This window comes from Streptomyces sp. 2323.1, from assembly GCF_900221035.1.
Taxonomy (GTDB): Bacteria; Actinomycetota; Actinomycetes; order Streptomycetales; family Streptomycetaceae; genus Streptomyces; species Streptomyces sioyaensis.
On sequence record NZ_LT907981.1, the window covers coordinates 6,065,974 to 6,082,611 of the forward strand.

Consider the following 16,638-nt stretch of genomic DNA (forward strand, 5'->3'; position numbering starts at 1 on the left):
ATCGATGACGACGGGGCATAAGGCCCAGGCGTCGCGGGCAATGTCGCTCGCCGAACGCCGCCCTGTGGGACGGCTCCAGATTCCGTCCGCGTCCTGACCCACCGCACCCGCGGTGTCCGCATGTTGGAAGCCTCTTTTCGACTTTCGAGAAGCGGCCCATCCTGTAACCTGCACGAAATTTCGCGGAGGGCCAACGTCGTCCCTCGGCAATTCCTATGCCACGACGACGTTGGGAGAGCTTGATGCGCTTCGCGTCCACGCACTCCGCGACCACCAGCAGCGCCGGCGACGCCGCCTGGTCGCCCATGGACGGCCGCCCCGCCCAGCAGGGCATGTACGACCCGCGCAACGAGCACGACGCCTGCGGCGTCGGCTTTGTGGCCACCCTCACCGGAGAGGCCAGCCACGCACTGGTCGAGCAGGCGCTCACCGTCCTGACGAATCTGGAGCACCGCGGTGCCACCGGCTCGGAGCCCGACTCGGGCGACGGCGCGGGCATCCTGCTCCAGGTGCCGGACGCGTTCCTCCGTGACGAGGTCACCTTCGAGCTCCCCGAGGCCGGCGCCTACGCCGTCGGCATCGCCTTCCTGCCGTCCGATGCCCAGGAAGCGGCCAAGGCCGTCGCGCGCATCGAGACGATGGCCGGCGAAGAGGGCCTGGACGTCCTCGGCTGGCGGGTGGTCCCGGTCGCCCCGCAGCTGCTGGGCAACGGCGCCCGCGCCACCATGCCGGCCTTCTCCCAGCTGTTCGTCGGCGACGGCGAGAGCACCGGCCTGGCGCTGGACCGCAAGGCCTTCGCGCTGCGCAAGCGCGCCGAGCGGGAGGCCGGGGTCTACTTCCCCTCGCTGTCCGCCCGGACGATCGTCTACAAGGGCATGCTGACCACCGGCCAGCTGGAGCCCTTCTTCCCGGACCTGTCCGACCGCCGCTTCGCCACCGCGATCGCGCTGGTCCACTCGCGGTTCTCCACCAACACCTTCCCGAGCTGGCCGCTGGCCCACCCGTACCGCTTCGTCGCGCACAACGGCGAGATCAACACGGTCAAGGGCAACCGCAACTGGATGCGCGCCCGCGAGTCCCAGCTCGCCTCGAAGCTCTTCGGCAACGAGGACCTGGAGCGGATCTTCCCGGTCTGCACGCCGGACGCCTCCGACTCCGCGTCCTTCGACGAGGTCCTGGAGCTGCTGCACCTCGGCGGCCGCTCGCTGCCGCACTCGGTGCTGATGATGGTCCCGGAGGCCTGGGAGAACTCCACCTCCATGGACCCGGCCCGGCGCGCCTTCTACCAGTACCACTCCACGATGATGGAGCCCTGGGACGGCCCGGCCTGCGTCACCTTCACCGACGGCACCCAGGTCGGCGCGGTCCTCGACCGCAACGGTCTGCGCCCCGGCCGCTACTGGGTCACCGACGACGGCCTGGTCGTGCTCTCCTCCGAGGTCGGCGTCCTGGACATCGACCCCGCCAAGGTCGTCCGCAAGGGCCGGCTGCAGCCCGGCCGGATGTTCCTCGTGGACACCGCCGAGCACCGCATCATCGAGGACGACGAGATCAAGGCGCAGCTCGCCGCCGAGCAGCCCTACCAGGAGTGGCTGGACTCCGGTCTGATCGAGCTCGCGGACCTGCCCGAGCGCGAGCACATCGTGCACACCCACGCCTCGGTCACCCGCCGCCAGCAGACCTTCGGCTACACCGAGGAAGAGCTCCGCGTCATCCTCGCCCCGATGGCCAAGGCCGGCGCCGAGCCCATCGGCTCGATGGGCACCGACTCGCCGATCGCCGCGCTCTCCGAGCGTCCCCGGCTGCTCTTCGACTACTTCACCCAGCTCTTCGCGCAGGTCACCAACCCGCCGCTGGACGCCATCCGCGAGGAGCTGGTCACCTCGCTGATCTCCTCGCTCGGCCCCCAGGGCAACCTCCTGGAGCCGAACTCGGCCTCCTGCCGCAGCGTGACCCTGCCCTTCCCGGTCATCGACAACGACGAGCTGGCCAAGCTCGTCCACATCAACGCCGACGGCGACATGCCCGGCATGAAGGCCGTGACCCTCTCCGGCCTCTACCGGGTCTCCGGCGGCGGCGAGTCGCTGGCCGCCCGGATCGAGCAGATCTGCGCCGAGGCGGACGCCGCCATCGACGACGGCGCCCGGCTGATCGTGCTCTCCGACCGCCACTCGGACGCCGAGCACGCACCGATCCCGTCGCTGCTGCTGACCGCCGCGGTCCACCACCATCTCATCGGCACCAAGGAGCGCACCCAGGTCGGTCTGCTCGTCGAGGCCGGCGATGTGCGCGAGGTGCACCACGTCGCGCTGCTGATCGGCTTCGGCGCGGCCGCGGTCAACCCGTACCTGGCCATGGAGTCCGTCGAGGACCTGGTCCGCGCCGGCACCTTCCTGCCCGGCGTCGAGCCGGAGACCGCGATCAAGAACCTGATCAAGGCGCTCGGCAAGGGCGTCCTGAAGGTCATGTCCAAGATGGGCATCTCCACCGTCGCCTCCTACCGGGGCGCGCAGGTCTTCGAGGCCGTCGGCCTGGACGAGGAGTTCGTCGCCAAGTACTTCCACGGCACCGCGACCAAGATCGGCGGCGCCGGTCTGGACGTCATCGCCAAGGAGGTCGCGGCGCGGCACGCCAAGGCCTACCCGGCCTCCGGCATCGCCGCCACGCACCGTGCGCTGGAGATCGGCGGCGAGTACCAGTGGCGCCGCGAGGGCGAGCCGCACCTCTTCGACCCGGACACCGTCTTCCGGCTCCAGCACTCCACCCGCGCCCGCCGCTACGACATCTTCAAGAAGTACACCGAGCGGGTGAACGAGCAGTCCGAGCGGCTGATGACGCTGCGCGGTCTGTTCTCCTTCGCCTCCGACCGCCCCTCGATCCCGATCGAGGAGGTCGAGCCGGCATCGGAGATCGTCAAGCGCTTCTCCACCGGCGCCATGTCGTACGGCTCCATCTCCCAGGAGGCGCACGAGACCCTCGCCATCGCCATGAACCAGTTGGGCGGCAAGTCCAACACCGGTGAGGGCGGCGAGGACCCCGAGCGCCTCTACGACCCGGCGCGCCGCTCGTCCATCAAGCAGGTCGCCTCCGGCCGCTTCGGTGTGACGTCCGAGTACCTGGTCAACTCCGACGACATCCAGATCAAGATGGCCCAGGGCGCCAAGCCCGGCGAGGGCGGCCAGCTGCCCGGCCACAAGGTCTACCCCTGGGTCGCCAAGACCCGGCACTCCACCCCGGGCGTCGGCCTGATCTCCCCGCCGCCGCACCACGACATCTACTCCATCGAGGACCTGGCTCAGCTGATCCACGACCTCAAGAACGCCAACCCGGCGGCCCGCATCCACGTGAAGCTGGTCTCCGAGGTCGGCGTCGGCACGGTCGCCGCGGGTGTCTCCAAGGCGCACGCGGACGTGGTCCTGATCTCCGGCCACGACGGCGGTACGGGTGCCTCCCCGCTGACCTCCCTCAAGCACGCGGGCGGTCCCTGGGAGCTGGGCCTGGCCGAGACCCAGCAGACGCTGCTGCTCAACGGCCTGCGCGACCGCATCGTCGTGCAGACCGACGGCCAGCTCAAGACCGGCCGTGATGTCGTCATCGCCGCCCTGCTGGGCGCCGAGGAGTACGGCTTCGCCACCGCACCGCTGGTCGTCTCCGGCTGCGTCATGATGCGCGTCTGCCACCTCGACACCTGCCCGGTCGGCATCGCCACCCAGAACCCGACGCTGCGCGAACGGTTCAACGGCAAGGCCGAGTACGTCGTCAACTTCTTCCAGTTCATCGCCGAGGAGGTCCGCGAGATCCTCGCCGAGCTGGGCTTCCGCAGCCTGGACGAGGCCATCGGCCACGCCGAGCTGCTGAACACCGCCCGCGCGGTGAACCACTGGAAGGCGCAGGGCCTGGACCTGGCCCCGCTGCTGCACGTCCCCGAGCTGGCCGAGGGCGCCGTGCGCCACCAGGTCATCGAGCAGGACCACGGCCTGGAGAAGGCGCTCGACAACGAGCTGATCAAGCTCGCCGCCGACGCGCTGTCCGCGGACACCGCCGAGGACGCCCAGCCGGTCCGGGCGCAGATCGCGATCCGCAACATCAACCGGACCGTCGGCACCATGCTCGGCCACGAGGTCACCAAGAAGTTCGGTGGCGCGGGCCTGCCCGACGACACCATCGACATCACCTTCACCGGCTCGGCCGGCCAGTCCTTCGGTGCGTTCCTGCCGCGCGGCGTCACGCTGCGCCTGGAGGGCGACGCCAACGACTACGTCGGCAAGGGCCTGTCCGGCGGCCGGGTCGTGGTCCGCCCGGACCGCGGCGCGGACCACCTCGCCGAGTTCTCCACCATCGCGGGCAACACCCTCGCCTACGGCGCCACCGGCGGCGAGCTGTTCCTGCGCGGCCGGGTCGGCGAGCGCTTCTGCGTCCGCAACTCCGGTGCCACGGTGGTCTCCGAGGGCGTCGGTGACCACGGCTGTGAGTACATGACCGGCGGCAACGCGGTCGTGCTGGGCGAGACGGGCCGCAACTTCGCGGCCGGTATGTCCGGCGGCTTCGCCTACGTCATCGACCTGGACAAGGCCAACGTCAACAAGGAGCTCGTCGACGCGGTGCACGCGCTCGACGACGCCGACAAGCAGTGGCTGCACGACGTGGTGCGCCGCCACCAGGAGGAGACCGGCTCCACCGTCGCCGCCAAGCTCCTCGCCGACTGGGATGCCGCGGCCGCGCGCTTCAGCAAGGTCATCCCTCCCACGTACCAGGCAGTGCTCGCCGCCAAGGACGCCGCCGAGCAGGCCGGACTCTCCGAGTCCGAGACCCACGAGAAGATGATGGAGGCGGCGACCAATGGCTGACCCCAAGGGCTTCCTGAACCACGAGCGCGAGGTCGCCAAGACCCGCCCCGTCGACGAGCGCGTCAAGGACTGGAACGAGGTCTACCAGCCCGGCTCCCTGCTGCCGATCATCAGCAAGCAGGCGTCGCGCTGCATGGACTGCGGCATCCCGTTCTGCCACAACGGCTGCCCGCTCGGAAACCTCATCCCCGAGTGGAACGACTACGCCTACCGCGAGGACTGGACCGAGGCCAGCGAGCGGCTGCACGCGACCAACAACTTCCCGGAGTTCACCGGTCGCCTCTGCCCCGCGCCCTGTGAGTCCGCCTGTGTGCTGGGCATCAACCAGCCGCCGGTGACCATCAAGAACGTCGAGGTCTCCATCATCGACAAGGCGTGGGACAACGGCGACGTCACCCCGCAGCCGCCCGAGCGCCTCTCCGGCAAGACCGTCGCCGTCATCGGCTCCGGTCCGGCCGGCCTGGCCGCCGCCCAGCAGCTGACCCGGGCCGGCCACACCGTCGCCGTCTACGAGCGCGCGGACCGTATCGGCGGTCTTCTCCGCTACGGCATCCCCGAGTTCAAGATGGAGAAGCGCCACATCAACCGCCGCATCGAGCAGATGCGCGCGGAGGGCACCAAGTTCCGTACGGAGGTGGAGATCGGCCGCGACCTCGACGCCAAGAAGCTGCGCAAGCGCTACGACGCCGTCGTCATCGCCGCCGGTGCCACCACCTCCCGCGACCTGCCGGTGCCCGGCCGCGAGCTGAACGGCATCCACTTCGCGATGGAGTACCTGCCGCTGGCCAACAAGGTGCAGGAGGGCGATCTGACCGTCGCCCCGATCAGCGCCGAGGGCAAGCACGTCGTCGTCATCGGCGGCGGCGACACCGGCGCGGACTGCGTCGGCACCGCCCACCGCCAGGGCGCGGCCTCCGTCACCCAGCTGGAGATCATGCCCAAGCCGGGCGACGAGCGGCACCCGGGCCAGCCCTGGCCGACCTTCCCGATGCTCTACAAGGTCACCTCCGCGCACGAGGAGGGCGGCGAGCGGGTCTACTCCGTCTCCACCACCCACTTCGAGGGCGACGAGGACGGCAACGTCCAGTACCTGCACCTGACCGAGGTGGAGTTCAAGGACGGCCGCCCGGAGCCGAAGCCCGGCACCGAGCGGAAGATCCCGGCCCAGCTGGTCACCCTCGCGATGGGCTTCACCGGCACCGACCGGGAGAACGGCCTGGTCGAGCAGTTCGGCCTGGAGCTCGACGAGCGTGGCAACATCGCCCGCGACGCGGACTTCGCCACCAACGTCCCCGGCGTGTACGTCGCCGGTGACGCCGGCCGCGGCCAGTCGCTGATCGTGTGGGCCATCGCCGAGGGCCGTTCCGCGGCCAAGGGCGTGGACCGCTTCCTGACCGGCGTCAGCGCCCTGCCCGCTCCCATCAAGCCGACGGACCGCGCACTGGCCGTGTGACGGACCGTCCCCCGCTGTCCCGTACAACGTCGTACGGCGGCATGGGGTCCGGGAGTCCCCCCGGAGCCCATACCGCGGCGCCTGTCCCCTCCCCCCGACCGGAGGGCAGGCGCCGCGTGTTGTGTGCCGCAACCCCGCCGGCCCTGATGCCGTTACGGCGTCGGGGCGCCTACGGGCGGCCGCCGCGCCCGGCGGGGAAGCGCAGCTCCCGCTGCCGTGCCAGCTCCTGCGCGGGCGCCGGTACGGGCTGCGGCGGGGGAGTGGCCGATGGCCGGAAGTCGTGCACCGGCGGCTGCCAGACGCCCGGTTCGGTCCGCCCCTCGCCGAGCGGCAGCACGGCCCGCGGATCGACATGCACCCGCAGCACCTGGGCCTCGATCTGGGCCCATGCCCCGGCGGTCACCGTCCACTCGCCGACCCGGCGGGCCTCCAACTGCACCGGGCAGTGCGTGAGCCGGGGCGGCCGTACCAGCTCGGACCGTTCCGTCCACGGCGTATCCGTGGCGCACGGCATGCTGCTCGTCTCCTCTTCGGCCCCCGTTCCGTCCGGCGGCAGATTGAAGACCACGTCCGGGCGAACCGCGAGATTCTGCGCGGTACGGCCGCGGGACGGCAGCCAGAGGCTGACGACCGGCCCGAGCTCCCACCGGATCCGCAGCTCGACCAGCACAAAGGTCCCGTCGTCGTTCTCCGTGGACAGCAGCGCCGGCGTGACCGAACTGCTCTTCTCCAGCGCGACGTTCATGGCGTTGAGGATAGAAGCCGGACGATTCGGTGCTCACCGAAATGTTATGAGAGGTTACTCTGTGTAGATGAACCGATGGGACGCCGATCAGGAAAGCGTCGCGGAAACCCCCGATCTGGCCGCCTTGGCGGCACTGCTCGCGGACCGCACCCGTGCCGCCATCTGTATGGCCCTGCTCGACGGCGGTGCCTGGACCGCCGGTGAACTCGCCGAATACGCGGCGGTGGCCCCGTCCACCACCACCGAACACCTCAACCTCCTGGTCTCCGGCGGCCTGCTCGCCGAGGAGCGCCGGGGCCGGCGGCGCTATGTGCGGCTGGCCGGCCCGGAGACCGCGGAAACCCTGGAGAACCTCGCCGGTCTGGCCCCCTACCGTCAGGTCCCGGTCCGCTCGCTGGCCGAGGCCAACCACCGCCGGGCGCTGCACCACGCCCGTACCTGCTACGACCACATCGCCGGTGCGCTCGGCGTCGCCATCGCCGCCGCCATGACCGAACGCGGCCTGCTGGCCCGGGACTACGGCCTGGTGCTGACCGGCGCCGGCGCCAACTGGCTGGCCGCGCTGGGCATTTCCGACGCCGGCCCGTCGGCCGGCGGCCGGGCCCACGTCCGTACCTGCCTCGACTGGACGGTGCGCCGCCAGCATCTCTCCGGTGCGGTCGGTGCCGCCCTCTATCAGCACGCCCTGGAGCACGACTGGATCGTCAAGGCCGTCACCACCCGCATCCTGACCGTCACCGCGGCGGGCCGCAGAGCCTTCCGCGCCCAGCTCGGACTGCCCGACGAGGCGCTCTACCCTTCCCTGGCGCTCGCCCCGCCCCGCGCTTGACCTGGCCGGGCGGGCCGCGGTCAGTCGTCGCCGACCTGGCTGATCCGGTCGTCGCCGAGCCGGCGCTGGGTGTCCTGGAGCAGGAGGCGCAGCAGTCCGGCGAGCTGCTCCTGCTGCTCGGGGGTCAGGCCGCCGACCAACTCGGCCTCGCGCCCGAGCACTTGGTCGACGGTGGCCTCGATCAGCTCGTGGCCGGCCGGGGTCAGGGCGACCAGGACCGTACGCGGGCGGCCCTCGCCGGGCCGCCGGGTGACCAGGCCCTCGCGCTCGGCGCGGGCCACCCGCTGGGAGATCGCCCCCGCGGTGACCAGTGAGCGCCGGCTGAGCTCACGGGTCGTCAGGGTGTAGGGCTCACCGCTGCGGCGCAGCACGCTCAGCAGATCGAGGGTGGCCGGGTCGACCCCGGCGCCGGCCAGCACCCGGCGCCGGTCGTCACCCAGCAGCTTCGCCAGCTGCCAGATCGGCGTCACGATCCCGATCGAGGTGACCGGGATGCCGGGGCGTTCGCGTTCCCAGGCCGCGGCGATCTCCTCGACGGGGTACGCGGAGGTGTCGGCCGCCGAGGGGGCATGGCCGTCCGGCGCCTCGAATTCCCTTGCCACGGGCCCTCCTGGCGATGTTAGGTTTAGTTATAAATTTAGACCTGAACGTCATGGACGGAGCTCAGCATATGTCACGCACGATCCTGGTCACCGGCGGCGGAACGGGCATCGGACGGGCCGTCGCCCACCATTTCGCGGACCGCGGTGACGAGGTTGTCGTCACCGGCCGCCGCCCCGGCCCCCTCAAGGAGACCGCCGCCCGCCATCCGGCCGTCCGCCCGCTGGTGTGCGACCACACCGACCCGGAGGCGCTCACCGCGCTGCTCGCCGAACTCCCCGCGCAGGTCGACGTCCTGGTCAACAACGCCGGCGGCAACACCGACCTGGACTCCGACGGCGCCGGCGATCTGGCGTCCTACGCCCGGGAATTCCGCGCCAACCTCGATGCGAACCTGCTCAGCGCCGCGCTGACCACCAGGGCGCTGGAGGGCCGGCTGGCGGCCGGCGGCGCGGTCGTCCACATCGGGTCGATCGCCGCCGACCAGGGATCCGGCGGCGCCTACGGGGCGGCCAAGGCGGGCCTCGCCTCCTGGAACGCCGGCCTGTCCCGGGACCTCGGCCCCCGCGGCATCACGGCCAACGTCGTCTCGCCCGGCTATATCGCCGGCACCGACTTCTTCCGCGACCAGCTCACCGACGAGCGCCGCGACCAGCTGGTGACCGCCTCGGCCGTGGGCCGCCCGGGGTCCGTGGCGGACATCGCGGAGGCGGTGGCCTTCCTGGCGTCACCGGCGGCCCGGCACATCACCGGCCAGGTGCTGAACGTCAACGGCGGGACCCGCACGACCCGTTGACGTCCGCTGCGGCAGGGGAGGGCTACGCGTCACCGTCCTCCGCGAGCCGGGCCGGGAAACCGCCGGTGGCGATCGGGCCCCAGCGCAGCGGTGTCACCCGGATCAGTGACTTGCCCTGCGTGCGCATCGCCTCCCGGTACTCGTCCCAGTCCGGGTGCTCCCCGGCGATGGTGCGGTAGTACTCGACGAGCGGCTCGATCGCATCCGGGACGTCGAGGACCTCGGCCTCGCCGTCGATCTGCACCCACGGGCCGTTCCACTCGTCGGACAGCACGATGACGCTGACCGACGAGACCCGGCGGGCGTTGCGGGCCTTGGCACGCTCCGGATACGTCGACATGACCAGCCGGCCGGAGTCGTCCACCCCGCAGGTCAGCGGCGAGCCCTGCGGGGTGCCGTCGCTGCGGCGGGTGAGCAGGATCGCACGGTGCCGGGGGCGGACGAACTCCAGCAGTCCCGGCAGTTCGACGCGGGTGGTGGTGGCGCGAGAAGGGCTCATACGGCCGAGCTTAGGGCGCTCCGGCCACGATCTGCCGGACCGGCGGATCGTGGCCGGGACGTTCCCTGCGGCCCGCCGGTCAGCCCTTGAGCAGCTGCTTGCCGGTGGCCGCGTCCACGACCTTGCGGCCGTCCAGGGCGGACTTGAGCCGCACCGTCACCTTGTCCGTCGCCAGCTGCTCGGTGCACATCCCCTTGTTGCTCTTCCGCTTGCCCCAGCCGGTGATCACCACCAGGTCCTTCGACTCGTGGCTGCGCGCACCGAAGTGGACATCGCAGGCACTGTGCCCGACCGTCACCGTGATCTCCCGTACGCCCTTGTCCTTGGGACGGTCCGCGCCGACCAGCGGCAGCAGCGCCTGCTGCCGTCCGGTGACCGGGGACACCTTCGGCCAGTCCCGCACGATCTGATCCGCGCGCCGCTCGAAAGCGTCCTGCTTCTTCGGGGCCGGCGCGGTGCCCACGGTCTGCTTCTGCTGGCCGCAGCCGGACAGCGCGACGGTGCCGGCCGTGGCCAGCGCGAGCACAGCGGTGAGGGTACGGGTGCGGGAGAGGTGGGATCCTCGCATGACATTGCCTCCTTGGTCGGCGGTGTGACGTTGCGGAGGCAAGACAGGTTCCGGCCCAATCCGGCCGCGGTTCGCCCTGCGCACAATCCGCCCCTGGCGCAACCGCCGTGACCCCGGACCGCCTGCCGTTAGCGTCCGGGCCATGGACACCCTCACCCGGATCACCCGTACCGTCTGGCACCTCCCGTTCCCCGTCGGGCACGTGTATTTCGTCGCCCTCCCCGACGAGGGGTACGCCGTGGTCGACACCGGCGTCCCCGGCTCCGCCCCCGCCGTCCTCGACGCCCTCGCCCGTCTCGGTGGACGCCCCGACCAGCTGCGGCAGATCGTGCTCACCCACTACCACCTCGACCACATGGGCGCCGCCGCCGACCTGGTCGCCGCCACCGGCGCCCGCGTCCTGGCCGGCGCCCTGGAGGCCCCCTACATCCGCGGCACCGCCCCCGCCCCCGAGCCGGAGCTCACCCCCGCCGAACGGCCGCTGCACGAAGGGATCATGGCCGGCCTCACGGCCGCCGGCACCCCGCCGCTGCGCCCCGTCGAGGTCGATGTCGAACTCCACGACGGGGACACCCTCGACGGCTGGCCCGAACCGGTGCGGGTGCTGCACGTCCCCGGCCACACCCCCGGCGGGATCGCCCTGCACCTCCCCGCGAGCCGGCTGCTCTTCCCCGGCGACCTCATCGGCGCCGACCCCGAGGGCCGGCGTGCCGTCCTCGGCCCGATCAATGTCGACCGCGAGGCGGCCGTCGCGTCCTTCCGGCGGCTGGCCGCGCTCGGTGCCGACACGGTGTGCGTCCCGCACGGTGCGCCGCTGCGCGGTGGCGCGCGGGAGATCCTGGCCGCGGCCACGCCCGAGACGGACTGGCAGTAACCGGGGCCGGGCGGGTGTGCCGTAGCGGGTCGGGGGGGCAGCGCCCGGCCCGCGCGGCGCTGCGCGGATACCCTCGGGCGGGCCGGGCCCGTCCGGGAACGGCGGGAGCCGGCGAACGCGGGATGCGAGGAGAGGCACGGGCATGCAGCTGTACACCCATGAGTGGGGCACCGGTGAACGGATCGCGGTGCTGGTCCACGGAATGATGTCCGATCACCGCACCTGGCACCGGGTCGGCCCGGCGCTCGCCGACCGGGGCTATCGGGTCCTCGCCGTCGATCTGCGCGGCCACGGCCGCAGCCCGCGCGGCGACTACGGTGCCGAACTGTTCGCCGACGACCTCGTGGAGACCCTGCCCGCCGCCCCCGAGGTCGTCATCGGGCACTCCCTGGGCGGCCTGGCGCTGTCCCTGGCGGTGGAGCGGCTGCAGCCGCGACGGGCGGTGTACAGCGATCCGGCGTGGTCGCTCGCCGGGCTCGGACAGTCCGTCGATCCGGCCCTGTTCGTCACGTTCAAGCGGGCCGACCGGGCGAAGGTGCGGATGTTCAACCCGCGTTGGAGCGAGGCCGACATCGACATCGAGCTGGCCACGGTCGCGGACTGGGACACCGGCACCGCCCTCGCGCTGTCCGCCGTGCACCGCGAGGACCGTACGCCCGAGAAGCCGGTCGTCCCCTCGCTGGTGCAGTACGCGGGGGAGGGGTTCCTCTTCTCCGCGCCGGCGGCGGCCGAGCTGGCCGGCCGCGGCTTCGAGGTCCGTACGGTGCCCGGCGTGGGACACACCATCCACCGCGACGACTTCGACGCCTTCATGGCGGGCCTGGAGGGGTGGGTCTGACCAGGACCGAGGCGGGCCCGGCGGAGCGGCCGCCGCGCCGTCAGGTGTCGCAGTCCAGCAGGGTCTTGCACAGCGTGCAGCGCGCCTGGAGCCGGCCGCGGACCGGGACCCGGATCCGCTGGTGGCAGGCGGGGCAGGGGAACGACACCCGCAGCGGCGACGGGCCCTCGAAGGCGTAGCCGTCACCGGCCGCGGCCGGGCGGCCCGTTCGCCCCTGGGCCGCCCGGCGGTCCTTGGCGTAGCGCAGCCGGGCGGCCCAGCCGGCGCCGGCCAGCGGAGGCCGGCGCAGGTCCCGCCCGGCCCGCTCCGCGCCCGCCGTGTACGCGTCGTACGCCTGCGGGCTGGTGAACCACGGTGCCGGGTCCTCGTCGAAGAACCGGGCCCGCTTGGCGAGGACGTAGCCGAACTCCTCCGGCGTCAGATAGCCGAGCTTCTGCGAGAACGGGCCGTGCTCGCGATAGGCGTCCAGCAGCAGCCAGCCCGCGCCGAGGTAGGTCGTGGCGGTGTCGGTGAGGATCTCGTTGTCGCGGGTGCCGGGGAACGACAGGTCCAGCCGGTGCAGGCAGATGTGCATCACCTCGTGGGCCAGCGCGGCGCCGATGTCCTTGCGGTGCTTGGTGAAGCGGTCGTTCAGCTCGATGAAGTACTCGGGTCCCGCGGTGAGTTCGACGTTCGCGGCGTGTTCCATCTCGCGGAAGGTGATGACCATCCGGGCGTCTGGCAGATGCAGCTGACGGACCAGGGCGCGGGCGACCCGCTGCGCTCCCAGATGCAGGTCCTCGGACTCGTCGAAGGCCACATCGACCGGCAGCACGCTGGTGGCGAAGGTGCTGACCGTGTCGTACGACAGGCGGGTGAACAGCGCGTGGACGGCCGCGCGCACCGTGTCGAGATGGGGGAAACCGTGCTCGATCTCACTGCTGCCGGTGGTCACCCGGCCACTGTACGGGGCGCCGGGAACGTCCGGTATGGGCCGTACGGGGCGTGTGGGGCAGGGGAGTTGGCCGGATGCGCACTCTTGTCACTCTGACCTGCCGGTCCACATAATCGCAGGGCGCTCTTCGGACTCATCCCCCACTGGGTCCGGACGCCTTGCGGTGTGCTGTCTTCCGCCCTGTGCACGGTGCGGCGGTCACGTCCGGCTCCGGTGTTGGCATGGGCTCGTCATTGAGACGTGCAACCCCCCACGAAAGGAAGCCCGTTGCGCACTTACCGGAAGCTTCTCACGAGATCCTCCGCCGTCGGCGCGGTCGCCCTGGCCGCCTTCAGCCTCCAGCCGGGCGCGGCCCATGCCGCCCCCGCCCCGGACCCCTCCGGCTCCGTCCACACCAAGGTCGTCGGCGGCACCAAGGCCGACCAGGGTGAATTCCCCTTCATGGTCCGGCTGTCGATGGGCTGCGGCGGTGCCCTGTACGCCAAGGACATCGTGCTCACCGCGGCGCACTGTGTCGACGGCAGCGGCGCCAACACCTCCATCACCGCCACCGCCGGGGTGGCCGACCTGGAGGACTCGCACGCCGTCAAGGTGAAGTCCACCAAGGTCCTGCAGGCCCCCGGCTACAACGGCAAGGGCAAGGACTGGGCGCTCATCAAACTCGAAAAGCCGATAGACCAGCCCACCCTGAAGATCGCCGAGAACGACAAGCTCAACAACGGCGACTTCACCATCGCCGGCTGGGGCGCCGACAAGGAGGGCGGCGACCAACAGCGCTACCTCCTCAAGGCGACCGTGCCCTTCGTCGACGACGCCACCTGCAAGAAGGCCTACGGTGACCAGTTGACGCCCGGCGACGAGATCTGCGCCGGCAAACTGGACACCGGCGGCGTCGACACCTGCCAGGGCGACTCCGGCGGCCCGATGTTCCGCAAGGACGACGCCGGCCAGTGGCTCCAGGTCGGCATCGTCTCCTGGGGCGAGGGCTGCGCCCGGCCCGGCAAGCCCGGTGTCTACAGCGAGGTGAGCACCTTCGCCGCGAACATCAAGAAGGCCGCGGGCGAACTCGGCTGACCGCAGCACGCACCGCAGGGCCCGGGGAGATGCTCCCCGGGCCCTGTGCCGCAGCGGGCGGTCCCGGCCTCGGCCCGGGCCCTTGGTCCCGCCGCCCCAGGGACCTTGGTCCGTCCGGCCCGGGACCAAATTCGTGCTTCCGGCCGGGTCTTGTGCCGTCACCGATGACCGTACGGCCTATGGGCGGGCCCCCGGCGGCTCCTTAGCGTGAACGCCATGACCACCCAGCCCCGACTCCGCCCCCCGGCATGCCGCCGTGACCGCGACCACCGCACGACGGTCCTCGCCGCCCTGCTCCTCGCCGCCTCCGCCGCGGCCGTCGCCTACGTCCTGCTCGGCGTCCACGACAGCCCCGTCCAGCCGGCCGAGACGCCCCCGCAGGCGGTCCGGGGCTGACCGTGCCCGCAGCTTCTCCCGGCCCCCGGGGCGCCGCGCGCCCCGCCGGCCGGCCGGACGGACACGGGCCCTCGGCTCCGACGGCGCCGAGGAGGAGCGACATGCCGATCAGCGTGGTCATCGCGGACGACCAGGAGATGGTCCGGATGGGATTCCGGATGATTCTGGAGAGCCAGCACGACATCGAGGTCCTCGACGACGTCATCGACGGCCGGGCCGCCCTCGATGCCGTGGCCCGGCTGCGCCCCGATGTGCTGCTGCTCGACATCCGGATGCCCGCCCTCGACGGGCTGGAGGTCACCCGCCGGCTGGCCGAGCTGGCCGCCGCCCACCCCGAGCACGGACAGCGCCCCCGGATCGTCATCGTCACCACCTTCGACCTGGACGAATACGTCCACGCCGCGCTGCGCGACGGCGCCAGCGGCTTCCTCCTCAAGGACGCCAGCCCGGCCATGCTCGTGGAAGCCGTCCGCGCCGCCGCCGTCGGCGACTCGCTGGTCTCGCCCGCGATCACCGTCCGGCTGCTGCGCCGGATGGCTCCCGCCGCCGGCCGCGGCCGCCCGGCCCGTACCCCCGCCGAGCCGCTCACCGAGCGCGAACAGGACGTCGTACGGGCGCTGGCCGGCGGCCTGACCAACGCCGAGATCGCCGGCGAACTGTACGTCTCGCTGTCCACGGTCAAGACCCATCTGGCCAACGTGCAGAACAAGCTGGACGCCCGCAACCGCGTCGAGATCGCCGCCTGGGCCTGGGAGACCGGCCTGGTCACGGGCCGGACGTGAGCGAGCGCACCGGAAAGCGGCTCGTCCCGGACAGGAGCCCGGTGACGGGATGGCGCCTGCCCCGCCCGCGGCCGGGCGTCGCCGCCAAGGCCGGGCTGGCGGTGCTGTTGCTGTTCCTCGTCGGCCTCGAAACGGTGGAGCTGGCCAGTCAGCCCATCCGCCCGTACGCGACCGTGGTGGCCACCGCCGTCGTGGTCTGCCTGTGCGCGGTGCCTTCCGCCCGCATCCCGCTGACCGTCCGGGGCTGGACCGCGGCCACGGTCTCGCTGGCCGGCTCGGCGGTGCTGATCGCCGGACAGCACGCGCTCCAGGTATGGGGCCTGGGCGAGGGCATCGCGCTGCTCGTCCTGCTCACTGCCGTCGTCCACCGCGCGCCCGCCCGCACCGCGGCCGTGCTCGGCCCGCTGCTGGGCCTGGCCTGCATGCTCGCCCCGCTGCGGGACATCCGGCTGGGCATCTTCACCGCCGTGCACGCCGTGCTCACCGTGGTCGTCGTCGCCTATTCGCTGATCCTGCGGCGCCAGGACGCTCAGCGGCTGCGCGACCTCGCCGCGGTCCGGGCCGCCGAGCGGCTGGAACTGGCGCGTGAGCTGCACGACCTGGTCGCCCACCACGTCACCGGCATCGTCGTCCAGGCCCGCGCCGCCCGCTTCACCGCCCTGGAAGGGCAGCAGGCCGGCGCCACCTTCGAACGGATCGAGACCTCCGGCAGCGAGGCGCTGGGCGCGATGCGCCGGCTCGTGCGGGTACTGCGGGAGAACGGGGCACAGACCCACCCCGTCGCCGGGCTCGCCGAGGTACGGGCGATGACCGATGCCTTCGCCCGCACCGGCCCGCCGGTCGTCCTCGCCCTCGACCGCGGGGTGGCCGACGCGCTGCCGGCCGATGTGGCGGCCGCGGTCTACCGCATCGTGCGCGAGGCGCTGACCAACATCCGCAAGCACGCCGCGGACGCCACGGCGGTACGGATCGGTCTGCGGCCCGTCCCCCTCGGGGCGGAACTGCGCATCGCCAACGACGGCGGCGCCCCCGCCCGCCTCTGCGAACAGGCCCGCGGCGGCGGCTTCGGCCTGGCCGGACTCACCGAACGGGCCGAGGCGATGGGCGGCCGCCTCACCGCGGGCCCCGCGGCCGAGGGCGGCTGGGAGCTCACGGCCGTCCTGCCCCTGGACGGCGGGGCGGCTGCTGCCTGACGCCGGCACGGACAGGGGTTCCCCGCCGCCACCGGCCCGGCCCCGCGCTGCCGCCTTCCCCCGCCACCGGCCCGGGGCTGCCCGCCGTCACCCGCGCCCCACCCGCCCCACATCTGTCCAACACCTCCCCCTCCTTTGTCCATAGGCGCACGCCCCGCCCCCGCAGCACGCTGTCCGCCAACAGGCACTGCCGGCACGAAGGAGGAGCGC

15 protein-coding genes are annotated in these 16,638 nt (G+C 72.2%); 10 read left to right on the top strand and 5 right to left on the bottom strand.

The window, feature by feature from the left end; translation table 11 throughout:
- The first annotated feature begins 242 nt into the window (after nucleotides 1-242).
- Both gltB and CPH93_RS26145 read left to right on the top strand, forming a co-directional pair.
- On the top strand, nucleotides 243-4,847 hold the full coding sequence (gltB, locus tag CPH93_RS26140; protein WP_096214240.1) for a glutamate synthase large subunit: 4,605 nt from the start codon (nucleotides 243-245) through the stop codon (nucleotides 4,845-4,847).
- Nucleotides 4,840-6,300, top strand: coding sequence for a glutamate synthase subunit beta (locus CPH93_RS26145; protein ID WP_093482682.1), 1,461 nt, complete (start codon nucleotides 4,840-4,842; stop codon nucleotides 6,298-6,300). The genes gltB and CPH93_RS26145 overlap by 8 nt, the downstream gene beginning before the upstream one ends.
- Nucleotides 6,301-6,469: 169 nt before the next feature.
- On the opposite strand, the gene CPH93_RS26150 is transcribed toward CPH93_RS26145, so the two are convergent.
- Nucleotides 6,470-7,045: a hypothetical protein gene (locus CPH93_RS26150; protein WP_096214241.1), complete on the bottom strand. Its 576-nt coding sequence runs from the start codon at nucleotides 7,043-7,045 to the stop codon at nucleotides 6,470-6,472.
- 67 nt (nucleotides 7,046-7,112) lie between these two features.
- On the opposite strand from CPH93_RS26150, the gene CPH93_RS26155 reads away from it, so the two are divergent.
- The gene (locus tag CPH93_RS26155; RefSeq protein ID WP_096214242.1) at nucleotides 7,113-7,874 is read left to right on the top strand and encodes a winged helix-turn-helix domain-containing protein; all 762 of its coding nucleotides are present in this window, start codon (nucleotides 7,113-7,115) and stop codon (nucleotides 7,872-7,874) included.
- 20 nt (nucleotides 7,875-7,894) lie between these two features.
- Here the strand turns inward: CPH93_RS26155 and CPH93_RS26160 are convergent, their stop codons facing one another.
- Complete coding sequence (locus tag CPH93_RS26160; RefSeq protein WP_096214243.1) at nucleotides 7,895-8,476, bottom strand: MarR family winged helix-turn-helix transcriptional regulator; 582 nt, start codon at nucleotides 8,474-8,476, stop codon at nucleotides 7,895-7,897.
- Between the two features lie 68 nt (nucleotides 8,477-8,544).
- Here CPH93_RS26160 and CPH93_RS26165 point away from each other — a divergent pair, with 68 nt between their 5' ends.
- The gene (locus CPH93_RS26165; protein WP_093482678.1) at nucleotides 8,545-9,270 is read left to right on the top strand and encodes an SDR family NAD(P)-dependent oxidoreductase; all 726 of its coding nucleotides are present in this window, start codon (nucleotides 8,545-8,547) and stop codon (nucleotides 9,268-9,270) included.
- 22 nt (nucleotides 9,271-9,292) lie between these two features.
- Here the strand turns inward: CPH93_RS26165 and CPH93_RS26170 are convergent, their stop codons facing one another.
- Together CPH93_RS26170 and CPH93_RS26175 are read right to left on the bottom strand one after the other, a co-directional pair.
- The gene (locus CPH93_RS26170; protein WP_093482677.1) at nucleotides 9,293-9,769 is read right to left on the bottom strand and encodes a PPOX class F420-dependent oxidoreductase; all 477 of its coding nucleotides are present in this window, start codon (nucleotides 9,767-9,769) and stop codon (nucleotides 9,293-9,295) included.
- A 79-nt stretch (nucleotides 9,770-9,848) separates the two neighbouring features.
- Nucleotides 9,849-10,337 (bottom strand): hypothetical protein, encoded by a 489-nt coding sequence (locus CPH93_RS26175; RefSeq protein WP_096214244.1) that lies wholly within the window; start codon nucleotides 10,335-10,337, stop codon nucleotides 9,849-9,851.
- Nucleotides 10,338-10,479: 142 nt separating this feature from the next.
- Here CPH93_RS26175 and CPH93_RS26180 point away from each other — a divergent pair, with 142 nt between their 5' ends.
- Nucleotides 10,480-11,211, top strand: a complete 732-nt coding sequence (locus tag CPH93_RS26180; RefSeq protein WP_093482675.1) for an MBL fold metallo-hydrolase — start codon at nucleotides 10,480-10,482, stop codon at nucleotides 11,209-11,211.
- A 142-nt stretch (nucleotides 11,212-11,353) separates the two neighbouring features.
- Nucleotides 11,354-12,049: an alpha/beta fold hydrolase gene (locus CPH93_RS26185; protein WP_096214245.1), complete on the top strand. Its 696-nt coding sequence runs from the start codon at nucleotides 11,354-11,356 to the stop codon at nucleotides 12,047-12,049.
- A gap of 40 nt (nucleotides 12,050-12,089) precedes the next feature.
- On the opposite strand, the gene CPH93_RS26190 is transcribed toward CPH93_RS26185, so the two are convergent.
- On the bottom strand, nucleotides 12,090-12,983 hold the full coding sequence (locus CPH93_RS26190; RefSeq protein WP_093482673.1) for a hypothetical protein: 894 nt from the start codon (nucleotides 12,981-12,983) through the stop codon (nucleotides 12,090-12,092).
- A gap of 267 nt (nucleotides 12,984-13,250) precedes the next feature.
- Between CPH93_RS26190 and CPH93_RS26195 the strand changes: the two genes are divergently transcribed.
- From CPH93_RS26195 to CPH93_RS26210, 4 genes are all read left to right on the top strand, one after another.
- Nucleotides 13,251-14,057, top strand: coding sequence for a S1 family peptidase (locus CPH93_RS26195; protein WP_093482672.1), 807 nt, complete (start codon nucleotides 13,251-13,253; stop codon nucleotides 14,055-14,057).
- Between the two features lie 216 nt (nucleotides 14,058-14,273).
- Entirely contained in the window at nucleotides 14,274-14,453 is a 180-nt protein-coding gene (locus CPH93_RS26200; protein WP_093482671.1) for a hypothetical protein, read from the top strand.
- A 101-nt stretch (nucleotides 14,454-14,554) separates the two neighbouring features.
- Complete coding sequence (locus CPH93_RS26205) at nucleotides 14,555-15,235, top strand: response regulator (protein ID WP_096214246.1); 681 nt, start codon at nucleotides 14,555-14,557, stop codon at nucleotides 15,233-15,235.
- Between the two features lie 41 nt (nucleotides 15,236-15,276).
- Nucleotides 15,277-16,428, top strand: coding sequence for a sensor histidine kinase (locus CPH93_RS26210; protein WP_096214247.1), 1,152 nt, complete (start codon nucleotides 15,277-15,279; stop codon nucleotides 16,426-16,428).
- The last annotated feature ends 210 nt before the right edge of the window (nucleotides 16,429-16,638 follow it).